The sequence below is a fragment of the Bacillus infantis genome, from assembly GCF_008180445.1.
In the GTDB taxonomy this organism is placed as follows: Bacteria; Bacillota; Bacilli; order Bacillales; family Cytobacillaceae; genus Bacillus_AB; species Bacillus_AB infantis_B.
Window position 1 is genome coordinate 46,569 of the sequence record NZ_VTER01000010.1, and the last position, 17,754, is coordinate 64,322.

13 protein-coding genes are annotated in these 17,754 nt (G+C 40.8%); 12 read left to right on the forward strand and 1 reads right to left on the reverse strand.

Going from position 1 to position 17,754, the window contains the following annotated elements; translation table 11 throughout:
• Positions 1 to 5 precede the first annotated feature (5 nt).
• From walK to rlmH, 7 genes are all read left to right on the forward strand, one after another.
• A complete protein-coding gene (gene walK / locus FZD51_RS18735; protein WP_148976155.1) occupies positions 6 to 1,835 on the forward strand; it encodes a cell wall metabolism sensor histidine kinase WalK in 1,830 nt (609 codons plus the stop codon).
• Positions 1,832 to 3,157 carry a YycH family regulatory protein gene (locus tag FZD51_RS18740; protein ID WP_148976156.1) on the forward strand — a complete coding sequence of 442 codons (1,326 nt, stop codon included), beginning with the start codon at positions 1,832 to 1,834 and terminating at the stop codon, positions 3,155 to 3,157. Before walK ends, FZD51_RS18740 begins: the two co-directional genes overlap by 4 nt.
• Positions 3,138 to 3,983, forward strand: a complete 846-nt coding sequence (locus FZD51_RS18745; RefSeq protein WP_148976157.1) for a two-component system regulatory protein YycI — start codon at positions 3,138 to 3,140, stop codon at positions 3,981 to 3,983. Before FZD51_RS18740 ends, FZD51_RS18745 begins: the two co-directional genes overlap by 20 nt.
• A 4-nt stretch (positions 3,984 to 3,987) precedes the next feature.
• On the forward strand, positions 3,988 to 4,782 hold the full coding sequence (locus tag FZD51_RS18750) for an MBL fold metallo-hydrolase (protein ID WP_148976158.1): 795 nt from the start codon (positions 3,988 to 3,990) through the stop codon (positions 4,780 to 4,782).
• A 250-nt stretch (positions 4,783 to 5,032) separates the two neighbouring features.
• Complete coding sequence (locus FZD51_RS18755; RefSeq protein WP_148976159.1) at positions 5,033 to 6,259, forward strand: S1C family serine protease; 1,227 nt, start codon at positions 5,033 to 5,035, stop codon at positions 6,257 to 6,259.
• Positions 6,260 to 6,407: 148 nt separating this feature from the next.
• Complete coding sequence (locus tag FZD51_RS18760) at positions 6,408 to 6,566, forward strand: CxxH/CxxC protein (RefSeq protein ID WP_148976160.1); 159 nt, start codon at positions 6,408 to 6,410, stop codon at positions 6,564 to 6,566.
• A gap of 101 nt (positions 6,567 to 6,667) precedes the next feature.
• Positions 6,668 to 7,147, forward strand: a complete 480-nt coding sequence (gene rlmH / locus FZD51_RS18765; protein WP_129613052.1) for a 23S rRNA (pseudouridine(1915)-N(3))-methyltransferase RlmH — start codon at positions 6,668 to 6,670, stop codon at positions 7,145 to 7,147.
• Positions 7,148 to 7,249: 102 nt separating this feature from the next.
• Here rlmH and FZD51_RS18770 read toward each other — a convergent pair whose 3' ends face one another.
• Positions 7,250 to 12,124, reverse strand: a complete 4,875-nt coding sequence (locus FZD51_RS18770) for an AAA domain-containing protein (protein WP_148976161.1) — start codon at positions 12,122 to 12,124, stop codon at positions 7,250 to 7,252.
• A gap of 255 nt (positions 12,125 to 12,379) precedes the next feature.
• Here FZD51_RS18770 and FZD51_RS18775 point away from each other — a divergent pair, with 255 nt between their 5' ends.
• The 5 genes from FZD51_RS18775 (at position 12,380) to FZD51_RS18795 (ending at position 17,739) form a co-directional block, all read left to right on the forward strand.
• Positions 12,380 to 12,631: a hypothetical protein gene (locus tag FZD51_RS18775; RefSeq protein ID WP_148976162.1), complete on the forward strand. Its 252-nt coding sequence runs from the start codon at positions 12,380 to 12,382 to the stop codon at positions 12,629 to 12,631.
• Positions 12,632 to 12,822: 191 nt separating this feature from the next.
• Entirely contained in the window at positions 12,823 to 14,016 is a 1,194-nt protein-coding gene (locus FZD51_RS18780) for a DUF262 domain-containing protein (RefSeq protein ID WP_262380991.1), read from the forward strand.
• Between the two features lie 10 nt (positions 14,017 to 14,026).
• Entirely contained in the window at positions 14,027 to 15,097 is a 1,071-nt protein-coding gene (locus tag FZD51_RS18785; protein WP_148976163.1) for an MAE_28990/MAE_18760 family HEPN-like nuclease, read from the forward strand.
• Between the two features lie 249 nt (positions 15,098 to 15,346).
• Positions 15,347 to 17,014, forward strand: coding sequence for a sensor histidine kinase (locus FZD51_RS18790; RefSeq protein ID WP_148976164.1), 1,668 nt, complete (start codon positions 15,347 to 15,349; stop codon positions 17,012 to 17,014).
• Positions 17,011 to 17,739: a LytR/AlgR family response regulator transcription factor gene (locus FZD51_RS18795; protein ID WP_148976165.1), complete on the forward strand. Its 729-nt coding sequence runs from the start codon at positions 17,011 to 17,013 to the stop codon at positions 17,737 to 17,739. Before FZD51_RS18790 ends, FZD51_RS18795 begins: the two co-directional genes overlap by 4 nt.
• Positions 17,740 to 17,754: the final 15 nt, after the last annotated feature.

A 17,754-nucleotide genomic window follows, 5' to 3' on the forward strand; every position in this document is an offset into this window, starting at 1 on the left:
CCATCATGAAAAAAGTCGGTTTTTTCCGTTCGATCCATCTGAAGTTTGTTTTAATTTATGTGCTGCTGATCATCATTGCTATGCAGATCATCGGAGTGTATTTTGTCGGCCAGCTTGAGAAGACGCTGCGAAGCAATTTCCAGACAGCGATCGAGGAAAGAGTCGACCTGCTATCAGTCTATTTAGAAGAAATCATTACCAAGGACCGTCCTGCCGGCGAGGACCTGCCGACAAAGGAAGAAGAGGTCCAGCGCATTCTGCGTGACTATACTTCCAAGGATATCATCGAGCTCCGGGTCATTGACGGTGAAACGCAGAAAGTCCTTGGTTCCAATAAAGATGGGTATGTAAATCAGAAGGCTGTAGATGCACTCACGACTTCTGCCCTGGCCACAAGGGCCCCAAAAAGTGATGAGTATACAGATCAGAGCCTTGGGAACCGCAGGGTCTGGGTCCTTGCTTCGCCGGTGAAATCGGCCAATGAAGAAGTCGTCGGTGTGGTATATGTAAAGGCAGACATTGAAAATGTCTTTGAACAGAAGAACCAGATCAACAGCATTTTTGCATCAGGCATCATCATTGCTCTTGCCATCACTGCGTTGCTCGGCATCCTGCTCGCACAGACAATCACGCGGCCGCTGTCTGATATGAGGCGGCAGGCATTGGCAATGGCGAAGGGGAACTTCTCCCGCAAAGTAAAAGTGTATGGCTATGATGAGATCGGGCAGCTGGCCATCACATTCAACAGCCTGACGAAGAAGCTGCAGGAAGCCCAGGCTACGACAGAGGGGGAGCGCCGCAAGCTGTCTTCAGTCCTTTCCTATATGACCGACGGCGTGATTGCGACCGACAGGCGGGGACGGGTTATTCTGATCAATGAACCGGCTGCAAAGATGCTGAATGTTCCACGTGAAACAGTACTGTCGAGCCCGATTGTGAATCTGCTCGGCCTTGAGGAAGACTATACGTTTGAAGAGCTCCTTGCTGAAAGGGAGTCCGTCATCCTGGATTATAGTACAGAGACAACTCCATATGTGCTCCGTGCCAATTTTTCTGTTATTCAAAAAGAGACAGGCTTTGTTAATGGACTCATTACTGTATTGCATGATATTACCGAACAGGAAAAAATTGATTTGGAGCGCAGGGAGTTTGTGGCGAATGTATCCCATGAATTGCGGACACCGCTGACGACGATGAGAAGCTATCTTGAAGCGCTGGCGGAAGGGGCTATGCATGATGAAGATATTGCCCCTCAATTCCTTAATGTGACAAGGACAGAAACAGAGCGGATGATCCGGATGGTCAATGACCTTCTTCAGCTTTCAAAGCTGGACAGCAAGGATTACCGCATGAAGAAGGAATGGGTCAATTTTGTCGACTTCTTTAACCGGATCATCGACCGGTTCGATTTTTCAAAAGAGCAGAATGTGACCTTCCAGCGCAATCTGCCGGAGCATGCGGCATTTGTGGAAATTGATGAGGACAAGCTTACACAGGTTGTTGATAATATCATTTCGAATGCGCTGAAATACTCACCTGAAGGCGGACAGGTCTCTTTTAACATCGTCGAGCAGGAGGAGCAGCTGCTTATCAGGATTTCCGACCAGGGCGTCGGGATTCCGAAGGACAATCTGGATAAAGTGTTCGAACGGTTTTACAGAGTGGATAAAGCTAGAACGAGAAAGCTTGGCGGCACCGGCCTCGGGCTTGCCATTGCCAAAGAGGTTGTGGAAGCCCATGACGGCAAGATATGGGCAGAAAGTACAGAAGGAAAAGGCACGACCATTTCCTTTACGCTTCCTTTCGTTCGTTCTGATGAGGATGATTGGGAATGACCTATGAAGATATTAAATCAATAATATTGGCAGTTCTTGTGTCAGGGAGCATTCTGCTGACATGGAGCCTCTGGACCTATCAGCCTACCTCCGAGCAGCTTGGCGAGGAAAATACCGTTCAGGAAGTCGAGCTGGAGGCAAAGAAAGATGTCGGGGACCTCATCGAGCCAAATATGGCCCTGTTCCATTATGAAGACAGCCAGCATCTTGGCACCCTTTCCGCCGAGGAAACAGAAAAGCTTCTTACTGATATTAAAAAATGGAACTTTGATGATTTTTCGGATATAACAGACGAAGTCGGGAATATTGACCTCTTTGTGCAGGAAGCAGGCCATGCTGAAATCATATACCCGGGAATCACGCCGATGAATCTTTATAAAGAGATCCTTCAGATTAAGGACAGACGGCTGGAGAATATTTACTTCAATAAGATGGTCATAGACATGCAAACTGGACAAAAAAGCGGAATCGTCTACTTTGTCGACACGGAAAGAGGAAGGGTGTACAAAACGGGTGTTGGGCTTTCGAATATCCAGAATTTCAACACCAGGTTCTACCGGCTGGCGAGTGCTTCAACCAATCCTGCTTTTGCCCGCTATGCTCCTTTTGATACCGGGAAGAAATTGATTTTCATACCGGAAAACAAAGTGGAGATGCCGAGATACAGCTTTTTATCGGAAGAGTATGAATCTGAAAGATTTAAGGAAGCATTATTCGATGATCTGGATTCGGTTCAGAAAAGCTATCTTGGGACCGGGGAGGAATTCACGAATGAATCCAGCCTGCTGAGGATCGACCAGAATAAGGTTGAATTCAAGAATCCTACCCCTGAGGATAATGAAAGCCTCAGCCCTGACAATCTGCTGAAGAAAAGCATCAATTATGTGAATGCCCATGGCGGCTGGACTGATAATTACCGCTATGTCCGGATGGATGAGAATAAACACCAGGTGTTTTTCCGGATCTACCGCAATAATTACCCGGTTTTCAGCGAGGATCTGAATCTGTCGGAAATCCAGCTCCGCTGGGGCGGCAGTGAAATCCTTGCCTATTTCCGGAACAATTTCAAACTGGCAAACCTGATAAGTTCTGCTGATGTTACGCTGAGATCCGGCCCGGAAATCCTCGACTATCTGCAGAAGAAAGAGGATTTTGAAGCCGGGAAGCTTGAGGATATCACGCTCGGCTATCAGCTTGATAAGAAATCAAAAACGGAGCTGATTCAGCTTGAGCCTTCCTGGTACTATAAATACGAAGGCAAGTGGCAGCAGATCAGCACATTTGAACCGGGAGGGGACGATTATGGATTGGAGCAGAATTAAAACGATCTTTATCCTGACCTTCCTTATCCTGGATATCTACCTGGTCTATGAATACTCCCAGCTTCGCATGAACGGCAGCCAGACGCTTCCGCAGGACAAGATGGAGAACAGCTTTAAGAGTGCCAACATCAAGTTTGAAGCTGACATACCAAAAGGTGAAGTGCGGGACGGCAACCTGACCGCGGTTTCTAAAAATTTTGCAGAGGTGAACCTGGATGAGCTGAAGGAAACGACCCTGAAGGACCAGGATATCTCCACCCTTGAAGAAAATGCCCTGAACTCGACCTTAAACAAGCCCTTTAAGGTCGGCAAGGACTTTAATCAGGCCGAGCTTGATAAGTTCGTCCGGCAAAACATCTATGAAGGTGACAAGTACGGCTTCTGGGAAAAAAGCGATGACAGCAATAAGATTACTTATTATCAAAAATTCGAGGGGAAATTCCTCTACAAGAATGTGAATGGGGAGCTCACCTTCTTCTTGAATGCTGATCAGGAAATCGTTACCTACAGACAGACGCTGTTTGAAAAAGTACAGTATCTAAAGGGCGATAAAAAGAAGCTGATCGATCCGACAGAGGCAATTGAAAACCTTTATAGAAATCAAAGTTTAAAAGAAGGCAGCAAGATTACAGACGTGGAACAAGGATATTATTCCAATATCCAGGATGACTCTTCCACCTGGGTGCTGAGCCCTGCCTGGAGAGTTGTCGTGGACGGCAAGGAGAACTTGTTCGTCAATGCCTTTAAAGGCCAGGTCCTCAGTCTCGACAGCGAGAAGAAAGACCTGGGAGAAGATCCGGAAGAAAAAACTGAAATAGTGGAGTGATAATATGTCTTTGCATTTTAGTGTTCTCGCCAGTGGGAGTACGGGAAATGCGATTTATGTCGAAGCGGACGGGCAGTCCTTTATCGTGGATGCAGGCCTGAGCGGCAAGCAGATGGAGGCGCTGATCAAGCAGATCGACCGCAGCCTCGGCAATCTGTCCGGAATATTGGTCACCCATGAACACAGCGACCATATCAAGGGCGTTGGCATCGTCGCCCGCAAATACGGCCTTCCCATCTATGCGAACGAAAAGACGTGGCAGGCAATGAACGGCCTGATCGGGGAAGTGCCGCTCGATCAGAAATTCACCTTTGATATGGAAACCGTGAAAAGCTTCGGCTCGCTTGATATCGAATCATTCGGCGTATCCCATGATGCGGCTGAGCCGATGTTCTATATTTTCCATCATGAAGGCAAGAAGCTTGCCCTCATCACGGACACAGGTTATGTGAGCGACCGGATGAAGGGGATCATCAAGAATGCCGACGCGTTTGTATTTGAAAGCAATCATGATGTCCAGATGCTCCGCATGGGGCGCTACCCATGGAACATTAAACGAAGGATCCTCGGCGACTTTGGGCACGTATCCAATGAAGATGCGGCGCTTGCGATGAGCGAGGTGGCCGGCGACAATACAAAGAGCATTTACCTGGCCCACTTAAGCCAGGATAACAATATAAAAGATCTGGCGCGCATGTCTGTCAGCCAGACGCTGGAATCGCGCGGAATCCTTGTCGGGGAACAGTTCAGCCTGTATGACACTGACCCGAAGGCTCCGACCCCGCTGACAGCGGTTTAAGGTTTACCGGCGGAATAAATAGGAAAAAAGAATGGTACGAGCATGCTGCCATTCTTTTTTTTATGCTTTTTTAAAGCCTGCAATATCACCACAGCCTCACTTTTGATCAGCATCTGACGAAATTATGAACAAAATCGTAAGATTCCTTCAGGCAGTTTGTTTTTCTTAGATTTTCCCGGTCCGGCGAGTATAATATTGGATAGAAGGAAGAATAATTCTTAGCAGCTTTGTGAGAAAGGATTGGTCGAACTTGGGTTACTATGATCAGGATTATCAAAACCGCTATAAAAAGCAAAAAGGAAACAAGGGCGGCTATTTCTTGGCCAGCCTGATCGGCATCATCCTTGGCGCCATACTGGTCATTGTCGCTGTCCCTAAGCTGATTGACTATGATGTGCTCCCATACTCAGCGAACGAGGATGCAGGACAGGCTAATACAGGCGGCAGCAATAATAATGTCGCCACCCGCAATGTTTCGCTCAATGTCGAATCAGATATAACGAAAGCAGTCGATAAAGCCGGCGATGCGGTTGTCGGCATCGATAACATCCAGAATGCGAGCATGTGGTCAGGCGCGGAAGAAGGGGACGGCCAGACAGCCGGAACCGGCTCAGGCGTCATTTATAAAAAAGAAGGCGGCAAAGCCTATGTCGTGACGAACCATCACGTGGTAGAGGGAGCTTCAAGGATTGAAGTGACACTTGCAGATGGAACGAAAATTCCGGCCAAGCTGCGCGGCAGCGATATTTGGACCGACCTTGCCGTTTTGGAGGTCGAAGGGGAAAAAATCGATAAAGTTGCTGAATTCGGCGATTCAGATGCTCTGAAAATCGGCGAACCGGTCATTGCCATCGGAAATCCGCTTGGACCGACCTTCTCAGGGTCTGTTACCCAGGGAATCGTTTCAGGCCTTGAGCGTGCCATTCCGGTTGACATCAACCAGGACGGGACAGTAGACTGGCAGGCAGAAGTCCTGCAGACTGATGCGGCCATCAATCCGGGGAACAGCGGCGGTGCCCTCATCAATATCAATGGTCAAGTGATCGGCATCAACTCGATGAAGATTGCCCAGGATACGGTTGAAGGAATCGGCTTATCGATCCCGATCAACTCGGCCCAGCCGGTCATCAGCGACCTTGAACAGTTCGGGGAAGTGAAAAGGCCGTATATGGGCGTTGAGCTGCGCTCTGTTAATGAAATACCTGCCTACTATCAGCAGGAAGCCCTAAAGCTGCCTGAGGATGTGACAAACGGTGTTGCAGTCATCCGTGTGTCTCCTAACTCACCGGCCGACCAGGCAGGATTGCAGGAATTTGACGTTATCGTCGAAATGGACGGCGAACAGATCAATGATGTCATCGATCTCAGGAAGCATCTGTACAATAATAAACAGGTCGGAGATCAGATGAAAGTGAAATTCTACCGCGGCGGAAAGGCACAGGAAACAACCTTGAAGCTGTCTGGCGAAACTATCTAAACAGAAGAAACTAACAGGAAGGCCAAGAGGCTTTCCTGTTTTTTCTTTTGGTGTTACGATGGAATGTGGATAAGTATTTCGACAAATAGAAGAATGAAATTTATCCACAATTCTTATAATAAAAAGAAAAACTGTTAGGAGTGCCAAAATGATTTACTGCTGCGAAGAACACATTGATATAGCCATTGATACCGTGGTGGACGAGTATGAAACGTTCCCTGTGATGAATAAAATTGAAGACAGCCAGTTATCAACAACCTGTGAATATTGTCGAAATAAGGCAGTATATATGGTGGCGAACAAGTGATTCCATACAAGATGTGGATATAAAATGTGGATATGTGGATAACTTTTGTGGATATCTTGTTTGTAAGCTGTTTGTAATTAAATTGTAAAGGGGTGTGGATAGTGAATATCTCAATCATCACCGTCGGAAAGCTAAAAGAAAAATACCTGAAACAGGGCATCGACGAATACCTCAAGCGCCTGTCCGCCTATGCCAAAATGGACATCATCGAAGTCCCGGACGAAAAAGCCCCCGAAGAACTGAGCGACATTGAAATGATCCAGGTCAAGCAAAAAGAAGGCGAAAGAATCCTCGCCAAAATTCATCCTGATGCCCATGTCATCGCCCTGGCGATTGAAGGCAAGATGAAATCATCAGAGGAACTGGCAGATACGATTGATAAACTGGCTACGTACGGAAAAAGCAAAATTGCCTTTGTTATTGGGGGATCACTTGGCTTGAGCCAGGAGGTTTTGCAGCGGGCGGATGAGAAGCTGTCGTTTTCGAAGATGACTTTTCCGCATCAGTTGATGAAATTGGTTTTGCTGGAGCAGGTTTATCGGGCTTTTCGGATTAATCGGGGGGAGCCTTATCATAAGTAAACTACTATCTGATAGGAAACGTCTATTAGCTGAAAAAATTCTTTTATTGATTTTTTTTCAATAAAAGAGGACTTATCCATGTAAGGTTAAGTCCTCTTTAACTTATTCAAGATAAGAAGTATACCAAGAAGGTCTTTTGTCAGTAGATTTACTACCGTTATAAGCAAATGTGAAAACGATATTATCCTTTCTCAACTCTTCTATCAGAGGAGATAACTCTTGTCCTCCTAGAACCCAGAGTGCTCCACCTTTATTCCGCTTATCTATCACTTCGAGACCCTTACTTTCCAAAAATTCCTTTATTCCGTTTTTCGGAGAAGTAAGTTTTTGTGTTATATCTAGTTTATTCTCTGTCTCGATGCTGGATAGGATTTTATGAACATTTTCCTGCTCAAAATCTGGCTTTGGCATTAAGAGGACAGGCTCAAATCCCTGCTCGTTCCTCTCGGGAGTTTTAGGATCAACCAATTCATCAAAAGTAAATTGGATTTTGTTAGTCACGGACATTTGGTTATTGGTTTCCGTATCTTCCATATGATTCGAAACTAATTGTGGTTTAGAATCCATATTTTTTGCCTGGGTTCCTATTGGTTCTATTTCATAATACTTCAAGGTGTCCCATAAAGGTGAGATTGCCTTTTCTGGATTGTAATAATAATCACTTCCGCGCACTCTCCAGAATTTCCAACCACATCGCTCAAGGATTCTTTGACGGTTCATATCATAATCATATCTATCTGGACCATGCCACTCATCCCCGTCACATTCAACAGCTATTCTTCCTTTTTCACCTTCAATAACCATGTCTATTCTATAACCTGCGACTTCATGCTGAGGTATAACTTTGTATCCTTTTGCTGTTATTTGATCGAAGACTGAACGCTCAAAATCACTTTCGCAAAGAGCACGATTGGATTCTAGAATTTTCTTATCTGGATTTTCACAGTAAGAGATAAGTTGATAACGCAAGCAGTCTTTATTACGGAAATCATTTAATGTTGGTGTATGGAAAAGCCATAGCTGATCTTTTGCACGGCTCACTGCAACATTAAATCTACGTTTATCTTTTTCTGTTGTCACTGCTCTCATAGCGGTTTGTCCAGGTGCAGCGACCATGCTTAAAAACATAATATCGCGCTCATCTCCCTGGAATGCGTAAGCATCGCCACAAATGATATTCCTTTTTTCAATTTCTTCTGTCCCAATTTCCTCTACTAGTAGCCTCTCAATCAGTTGCCCTTGTCCTTCATTTTGCAAAGAGATAACACCCATTGATTTACCCTTATACAATGGATTTTCAATACATGCCTTAACTTGAGCAACTAGAGCTTCTGCTTCTGGTCGATTCATCACCTTAGACCCAGATCCCTCTCTAAAGCCCTTTGGCACGTGTACATTTTTAATCGGTTCTAATCTGTTTGGTGGGTATTGCCTTAAAGGCATTAGAGGTGTATTTGAATAACTTACTCTATTTGAGAATTCAATGATTTCCGGCATACACCTAAAATGTTCCCTAAGGGTAATTCGCCCTCCGAACAATACATTTGCGAGATCGAAGAAGGAATTTTCAATATCCAGCATATCCGCAAGTTTGAAGTCACTTAAATACTGTTTCCTCAAATATTGAACATCTTCACGTTTCATGCCAACATACTCAGGGCTTATTTGTTTGTCATCCCCAACAACAATTAATTTCTTAGCTATATATTGTAAAATTACTGCATCAGGACCTGATTGGCTAGCTTCATCAATAATTACTACATCAAAAAGGTTTGGTTCCATATCGAATGTATCGAAAACACGATATAACGGCATAATCCAGGCAGGGATTGCATCCCTACACTCTGACATATGTTTTTGGGCATCTTTTAAGTGGATGTGTGCGTTCTTTCCGGTACCTTTTCCAACTTTTCGCATTGAGGTAGTCCAAGCAAGCAAATGCTGACGCTGTCCTTCTGTCATAGTACTTAAAGTAGAGAACCAGGCTTTAATAGCTCCTAAATTAGTAATCGTTTCTTTTATCCGATTATCTAAATCATCTAACTGACCTGAGAGTTCTTTGTCGCTGGTCTGAGAAAATTGCGTTAGCCATGTATTTACCTTAGCCCAGTCCACAGCATTTTCCAGATGATTAAATCTCTCTGTCCATGTATGCACTTTAAATGTTTCAACTAGGTCTGAGTATAGTTTAGGCAACACCGCTCTTAAACGATGTAATAAATCTTCACATCTTCGGCTTTTTCTTCCATAGTCATCGAGTTCTATCAACTTTGTATGATACTCTGAATATCTTTCTGTATTTCTTAATATAGCTGCTTCAACTAAATCATCTACTAAAGTGTGTTTTTCACTCACATCGACTGATTTTTCGATTCTCTCAATAAACTGCTGGAAGTGTTTTTTAATTTGCTTAAGTTCTTCGTTTAGGCTTATAGATTCTAAAAAATCCAATAGAGTGGAAACATGTTGTTCATTCAATGGACTTTCGATGATAAACGGTACTTCATTATATTCCTCTTGAATTGTGTCTGTTTTTCGCTTAATAGATAATAGAAGATTAAAAGGTGCCATAATATCTTCTATCCTGGCCAAACTTAAAGAGCGAGACTGAATAGGATTCAATTCAACCTTTAACTGATCCTGAATGACTTGTTCTATTTTCCTGAGGGTTTGATCAGTTTTTACTGTCTCTTCTAACAAGCTAATTGACTCTAAAGAATCACACTTTTGCCCATCAATCCGTACATCCTTTACTATATACCATGCATCTTTTACCACTTTAGGACGTAATAAGGGCATCCCTAATCCTTTTCCTTCTTTAAAATGAGCATGGAGTTGGGTTGCATCAGATAATAACTGAGAAGGGGGGATATCCTCAGCTCCAGTAATCTCCTTTAAGTTATGATTTATAGCCAATGGCCTTATCATTTCTATCGAACCAATGATTTGACTGTGAAAATCTTCCCATGGCCTAAATCTTGCTTGGTGTAAATCTAGCAATGCAGATTGAAGCCAGTCTTCATCTTTTCGATTAACTTCTTTCAAAACTTTTGCCAAATCTCTAAGTAAATTATTTAAGTCTTTCCGCTTTTCCACACTTATGTGTTTAAATTGATCTGTTCTTTCTTTTTCAGGCTTTTTAAACTTCTCTAATTCTCTTAGAATAGTCTCTTCGCGAATGGAGTTCTGCTTAAATAAGTCTGGAGCATCCAGAACATCCAAAGATGGAATAGAATATTGTATTTGTTCTTGTACCTGATCATTCAGCAATTCTAGTAAATCTATTAGTTCAAAACATTCCTGTTTTGATAGTGGACACACTGTATCCATTTCAAGGTTGTCTTTAAACCAATTATACTTTCCTGAATCAGCATTAATAGATTTAGCAATCGTTTGTGCGGTTCCCTTATAAGCACCATTTAAAAAATTGTGATTATAAGTGTCTTTTTCACGAATTGATCTAAGTTGCTGCTGAATTGATGCTCTACTCTCTTTCATATTTTTAAGGTTATTAGAAAGCTGAGTAATTTCATTAATAGCACGCTCTTGATCCCAAGTATCTCTTTTATTAGAAATAATTTGGACAACCTTCTCTAAATCCTTGAATGACTTTGAATCTGCTCCGAGGAGACTCACACATAGATCTTGAAGTGCGTCAGGGATTTTATCCTTTAATACTCCTAAGGCTCTTGCAGTTTCACTCGTAATCAGAACCCTTTTTCCCGAAGAGAGTAAATGAGAAATTAAATTTGCAATTGTATGGCTCTTACCGGTTCCTGGTGGGCCTTGAACCAGTACACCATTCCGAGTTTCTAAGTTCGCAATGATTTTTCTTTGTTCATCATTGGCTTCTAGTGGGAAATATATAGTAGAATCTGCTTTAATACTGTTTTTGGCAGCATCCTTAGAAAGATTTTCTAATTCTTGATAGTCATCGATTTCTTCAAATATGCGTTTTATTCCTTCAGGGATATGATTTTCTAAACCTTTTACACTCTCAATAATTTTTGTACAGGCTTGCTGAAAACCCTTTTCATTCCTTTTACGAAGTATAAGTGCGGGGCTAAATAAAATATCAGGTTCAGTTGTTGTGTCCCTTTTATTGCTCAATTCATTCTCTTTATATGTGCCATTTGCTGATAATGAAAATGCAAATGACCTACATATTGAATCTAAGAGTTCTTTGTCCCAAAAACTCGTGTCTAAATCTTCTATTTTCTCTTTAATAGAGACTAGAGCCTTATTATCTAGACGCATCTCTAATTCAAGCATATCCTGTTCTAACTCAGTTTTGGTTCCTACTGGTGGTGGCGAAACCCTAATAATTCCATCATTAGCGTTAAATTGAAAGGAGCAAGGGATAGTCAAAACATGTCGATGAGCAAGCTGGTTATCAGGAGTTTTCCAATTTAACAATCCTACTCCTATCATTAACTCATATTGCTCACCCAGTTTCTTTTGCTTTTGGTACAAGGAAAATAGTTTAGTATATATGCTCTGAACCTTTTCAAATCGAATAAATTCTTCTCTCCAGGGCTCCCATTTTCCTGTCTTATAATATTTAAATGTATTTAATATTTGTGGGAAATCTTTTAAATATAAGTATGGAGACTCTTTCTCAGGCTCAGAAGCTTCACCAGCATCATTCTCTATATATTCAGGATTGGTAATTCTCTCTACCAAACTTGGTTCTTTTTTTATATCATTATTCTGAAAGTATGGTGACAACCAATTCTCAATTGAGTTTGGGGGTAATGGAAAATTTGGCTTCAATGGCTTTTTAATTTCAATCCAAATATCAGTTACATCAGTTGATAGCGGAGAAATACAACTTAGTTCATCTGGAATTTCATTAAGAAAAATATAGTCTTCATAGTTTTGTATATCACGAATTAATGGCGCTTTTAATAAAGACAATTCCTTCAAGTAGGTAAAAAGCCTTGATGTTTTATCCCTCTCTAAAGTAGAAGAACTCATTTTCTTACATCCTTCCTTAAAAATCTACATATAATTCCAATTATCGAATTTACGTCTATATATTATATCATGGTATAATGGAAATAGTTGGTGGAATATTGTTCTAATTTCCTATTTTTATGGATTGGAACTGTTATAAATGAATCATATCTTGATATTTTTTTTCACTGGTTTTATTTGGCCAATGATTAGTTTATTTGAATTTACCAACATGTTAAAGGTTTATTTTTGAATATCTATAGAGGTGGGATAAACATGGAAGAGTTAGTTAGTATATTGGAAGAGATAAGAGATGGGATTCAAGATATGAATTCCTCTATCAAGGATTTAGGTCACTCAATTGATGAAGTAAAAGGAAATGGACTGTATAATTCCTTGACAGATATTAATGATAAGTTAGAGGATATAAAAGGATTAGGATTGTATAATTCGGTTTCAGATGTCTGCGATAAGTTAGACGAAGTAACATCTGCGCTTCGTTCTATTGAATTAAATATGCCTTTGTAGAATAAAAAAACACTTTGAATAAATGTCTGATTTCACACACCCTTAAATAAAGATATAATGTTAATGAGTATGAAAGTGCTTTGGATAGACTTATTAAAATTTTTTGTTAGGGTCAGGCCTCATTCTTGACGATTTCATGAGAAGTATTATAAATATTGCCAAAAATAATAAAATATAAGGAGGTTAAAAAAGTGCCTAGTTTTTTTGAAAATGAAGTTATCAGCATTAACAGAGAATTAAGTGATGAAGTAAGGGAAATAGACCATGATGAAATTAATGAAAAGTACACTAAAGGCGATGTAAGAATAGTAACAGAACAAGGGAGGTTTCAACTTACTACCGTACCCTCTATAGTTGAGAGCAGTGATTATATCTTGGACCCTGAGTTTCAAAGAAGGCATAGGTGGAGTGAAGAAAAAAAGTCAAGATTAATTGAATCTTTTATTATGAATGTCCCTATCCCACCGATCTTTTTATATGAGATAGACTTTTCGGTTTATGAAGTAATGGATGGCCTTCAAAGGCTAACAGCTTTAACGGAGTTTTATAATGATAAATTTGAGCTAGACGGATTAGAGGAGTGGCGTGAGTTAAACGGGCTTAGATATTCACAACTACCCACCCAAATCAAGAGAGGGATAGACCGTAGATATCTTTCATCAATGATACTATTAAAAGAAACAGCTAAATCAGAAGAGGAAGCACAACGATTAAAGCAACTTGTTTTTGAAAGAATAAATAGTGGTGGGGAACAATTAGAAGAACAAGAGAAAAGAAATGCTCTTTATAATGGTAAATTAAATAAATTATGTATTAGACTTTCAAGAAATAGCTTTTTTTGTAAGATGTGGGGAATCCCCACACAGACTCAGGAAGAATTAGAAGGAAACCTTCCCAAAGAGCTTACAGAGAATACTCTTTTTAGAAAAATGTATGATGTTGAACTTGTATTACGCTTTTTTGCATTCAGACACATTGAACAGTGGGATAGACTTATCCTTAAAAGATTCTTAGATCTATTTTTACAAGAAGGTAACCTATTAGGTGACGAGGTACTAGAAAATTATCGTGAACTATTTGAGGAAACTAGTGAGTTTGTATATAACTTGTTGGATGAAGAGGCTTTTTGTCTCTACAGAGTGAGGAATGGTAAATGGGCAGTATATAATAGACCGACTAAAGTCGTTTTCGACCCACTAATGTATGTATTAAGTAACTATTTAGAGCATAAGGAAACACTTTTAGATAAATCAGAAGAAATAAGAGTAGATATACTAGAGTTTTATAAAGAAAACTATGAACAGTTTGGTGGACGGAATACAGGAAAACAGGAAGTCCTTTCTAGAATAGAACTATTCGATGCCTTCTTTAAGAAGTACTTATAACGGGTGTTCTATGAGATATTCATATAATCAATTTGAAGTAGAAATAAAAAGACTAAGGGATTACATCCAAGAAATAAACAACCATGGTACCTTACTTACAAAAATAATTAAATTCGAAAAAGAGGGCAAAGACTCCAGTGTTGAGGAGTTAGTCTTGGAAACCAAACAGTTGCTTATTGATTATTATAAGAAAGAAAATAAAGTTTTTACCTATAATAGTATTATTGTCTCGCTTTATGGTTTGTTAGAAAGTTTTATAGAAAATTTAATAAAAGAGTATATTGATTATTTATCTCAGAGTATACCAAATTATAATGACTTACCAGAGCCTATTAAAAATAACCATTATCTGTTTTCAGCTGATTTAATAAATAATTTAAGTTTACCAAAATATAAAGACAAGATAACGAAGGAATTAATTGTTTCTAATTTGTATAGCTGCAGTAATTGCAAGGGACTTAAAAATTATACTCTAAATATAGAAGCGTTTACTCAACATAATTATAATTTTAGAGACCAAACTATAAATGCTTTTTTCAGTGCAGTTGGAGTATCGAATATAACCTCATTATTATTGTCATTCCAGCAATTTAAAGATTACTTAGATAATGAAGATATACGCCCAGAAGAAGCTTTCAAATTATTGAACGATTTAGCTGAACGCCGAAATAGAGTTGCTCATGGAACAGAAGAAAACGACATTCTCGATTTAGAACAGTTATCAAGATATGTAGATTATATTGAGAAATTAGCTAATTGTTTAAATGAGGTAATAGCTATTCAAGCAATACCTCATTTAGTTCAAAGTGGAGATAATATAACTTTACTTGGTCAACCATTAAGAATATTTTCCGATAAAACTTTAGGTATAGAACTGGAAGGGGTTATAATTAGTAAAGGGAGTACACTTTTCTTAATGAGAGAAGATGGTAAATATAGTTCTACAGTTATAAATTCAATACAGATAAACAATGACGAATTTACTGATATAGATGCAACTAAAGAAAAATTTCAAGTAGCAATTAATATCAGCAAGAAAATAAAAGAAACTGATATAGTGTATCTAGTTAATAAATGCTAATTTGGATGTAGATATACCTTTCCTCTTTATCAAATCCCAAGTTATATGAAACATAACACAAGTAGAGAAGGTTTTGTTTTAATTATATTTTAAAAAACACAAAGCCCAAAAATAGCTTTGTGTTTTTTCTTCCCCTAAAATAGCATTATCCTCATCTTTCCAGCCAATAATGATAAGAATACAAAATACCCCATCTATTTCATGAATTTATTTATAAGTACTTTTGCACCAAGGAGGCCACACACCATTATGTACGCTTCATCTGAGTTAGAAATGCTCATTCGGTTAATCGAGCGGGCTGCACTTTTGCTGATTACTTTATTTTTTATGGCGAGGGTGCCGAAGTTTAAGGAGATTTTGCAGAGGGACCATCATTCCCCGGTAGAGCTGTCGCTGCTGACGGGGATTTTTTGTGTGTTTGCCCTTTTTGGGACCTATTCTGGGATTGAAGTGGAAGGGTCAATTATTAATATCCGGACGATTGCTATTGTCTCCGGAGGAATCCTGTTTGGGCCGTGGGTCGGCATTGTTACGGGGATTGTCTCCGGGGTGCACCGCTATTTGATTGATATTGGCGGGGTGACCTCTGTTCCGTGCCTGATCACCAGTATTCTGGCAGGGTTCACTGCTGGCTATATCCATGTCTATATGAAAAAAAGCAGGAGATGGATTTATGGAATTATCGCCGGGATGTTCTGCGAGATCCTGACGATGATTCTTATTTTAGCAATGGCTGATTCCTTTGAATTGGGTGTCGCCATTGTATCGAAGATCGGGATTCCGATGATTTTGGGGCAGGTCAGCATCGGACTGATCATCCTGATGATTGCGAGTGTGGAAGGGGAGAAAGAGCGGATTGCCGCCCAGCAGTCCCAGCTGGCCCTTAATATCGCTAATAAGACCCTGCCGTATTTCCGCTCGATAAACGGAGAATCGCTGCGGACAATTTGCAGGATCATTAAAGAGGATATCAAGGCAGATGCCGTTGCGATTACAGATACAAAGGATGTTCTTGCCTATGTCGGTTATGGGGAAGAGAAGTATAAGATTGGACAGGAAATCATCAGTGATCTGACGAAAGAAACGATACGCAATGGGCAGATTACGATCAGGAACAATATTGCCGATCATCATACACCGCAGATTCACTGCCTGCTGATTATTCCTCTATCAGAGCAGGGCATTATAACAGGGACCTTGAAAATTTATTACAGCAAAGCTTATACCATCACAAATACGCTGCAGACGATGGCGATTGGACTGGCGCAGATCATCTCTACCTTGATGGAAGTTTCAAGAGTGGAGCAGATTAAAGAAGAAGCCAATAAAGCCGAGATAAGGGCATTGCAGTCAAAAATTAATCCTCACTTTTTATTCAATGCTCTTAATGCAATTGCCTCAACAACAAGGCGTGACCCTGAGAAAGCAAGGGAGCTGATCATCAGTCTGTCCGGCTATATGAGATATAATTTAGAAGTCGGGGAAGAACTGATTGACGTTCAAACGGCGCTAGGGCAGGTAGAGAATTATATTAAAATAGAAAAAGCGCGGTTTGGTGAACGCCTTCAGGTTGTTTATGATATAGACGATCTCCATTTGAAATTGCCGAGTCTTCTGATTCAGCCTCTAGTGGAAAATGCCGTAGTCCATGGCATTTTAAAACAAAAAGGGCCTGGCAGCGTGACGATTTCCATTAAGGAATTTGAGGATAAAATTAGGGTGAGTGTGCGGGATACAGGAAAAGGAATCGACCAGGAAGTGATTGACCGATTGCACAAAGGGGAGGTTTCCTCCAAGCAGATTGGCCTTTTCAATGTGCATCAGCGGGTGAAGCTGATTTACGGGACGGATCTGGTAATTCACAGGCTGAATCCAGGCACGGAAGTTTATTTTGACATAAGTAAGGAGCCATCATGAGAGCGATCATAGTAGAAGATGAAATTCCGGCTAAGGAAGAGCTGGAATATTTAGTGGATACGCATAGCAATATTGAGATTGTGGCTGCTTTTGAGGATGGGCTGGATGTACTGAAGTTCCTTCAGGAGGAAGAAGTGGATGCCATCTTCCTGGATATCAATATCCCCTCATTGGATGGGATGCTGCTGGCGGGAAGCATCAGCAAGTTTGCGAAGAAGCCGTATATCATTTTCACGACAGCTTATAAGGAGCATGCGGCTCAGGCATTTGAGCTGGAGGCTTTTGATTATATTTTAAAGCCTTATGAGGAAAAAAGGATTGCGGCTATGCTGTCAAAGCTTGAAGCAGCCTTTCAAAAGGGCAGACAAACGCAGGAAGAGGTTCCCCAGGACCGAAATCGCCGGATTAATCTGAGGAAAAATGAAAATATCATCGTGACGGATGTAAATGATATTTATTATGCAGAAGCAAGTGAAAAAATCACCCTGGTTTACACAGAATCGGAAGAGTATACGATGCCAATGTCGATTACCGAATTCCATGACAGCCTCCCTCAGGATATGTTCTTTAGATGCCACCGCTCCTATAGTGTGAATCTATCCAAAATCCATGAGATTGTCCCTTGGTTCAATAATACATATGTGCTGAAACTGAAGGGTGTAAAGGCAGAAATTCCGGTCAGCAGAAGCAAGTCGAAAGCGTTCCGGCAGATTATGCATTTGTAAATACCACTCATTCCG

What these genes read in the sequence shown, in the direction of transcription:
- FZD51_RS18790 (WP_148976164.1), top strand. Translation starts at nt 15,347, where the DNA reads ATGTACGCTTCATCTGAGTTAGAAATGCTCATTCGGTTAATCGAGCGG.
- FZD51_RS18775 (WP_148976162.1), top strand. Translation starts at nt 12,380, where the DNA reads ATGGAAGAGTTAGTTAGTATATTGGAAGAGATAAGAGATGGGATTCAA.
- FZD51_RS18750 (WP_148976158.1), top strand. Translation starts at nt 3,988, where the DNA reads ATGTCTTTGCATTTTAGTGTTCTCGCCAGTGGGAGTACGGGAAATGCG.
- FZD51_RS18745 (WP_148976157.1), top strand. Translation starts at nt 3,138, where the DNA reads ATGGATTGGAGCAGAATTAAAACGATCTTTATCCTGACCTTCCTTATC.
- FZD51_RS18785 (WP_148976163.1), top strand. Translation starts at nt 14,027, where the DNA reads ATGAGATATTCATATAATCAATTTGAAGTAGAAATAAAAAGACTAAGG.
- FZD51_RS18740 (WP_148976156.1), top strand. Translation starts at nt 1,832, where the DNA reads ATGACCTATGAAGATATTAAATCAATAATATTGGCAGTTCTTGTGTCA.
- walK (WP_148976155.1), top strand. Translation starts at nt 6, where the DNA reads ATGAAAAAAGTCGGTTTTTTCCGTTCGATCCATCTGAAGTTTGTTTTA.
- FZD51_RS18760 (WP_148976160.1), top strand. Translation starts at nt 6,408, where the DNA reads ATGATTTACTGCTGCGAAGAACACATTGATATAGCCATTGATACCGTG.
- FZD51_RS18795 (WP_148976165.1), top strand. Translation starts at nt 17,011, where the DNA reads ATGAGAGCGATCATAGTAGAAGATGAAATTCCGGCTAAGGAAGAGCTG.
- FZD51_RS18770 (WP_148976161.1), bottom strand. Translation starts at nt 12,124, where the DNA reads ATGAGTTCTTCTACTTTAGAGAGGGATAAAACATCAAGGCTTTTTACC.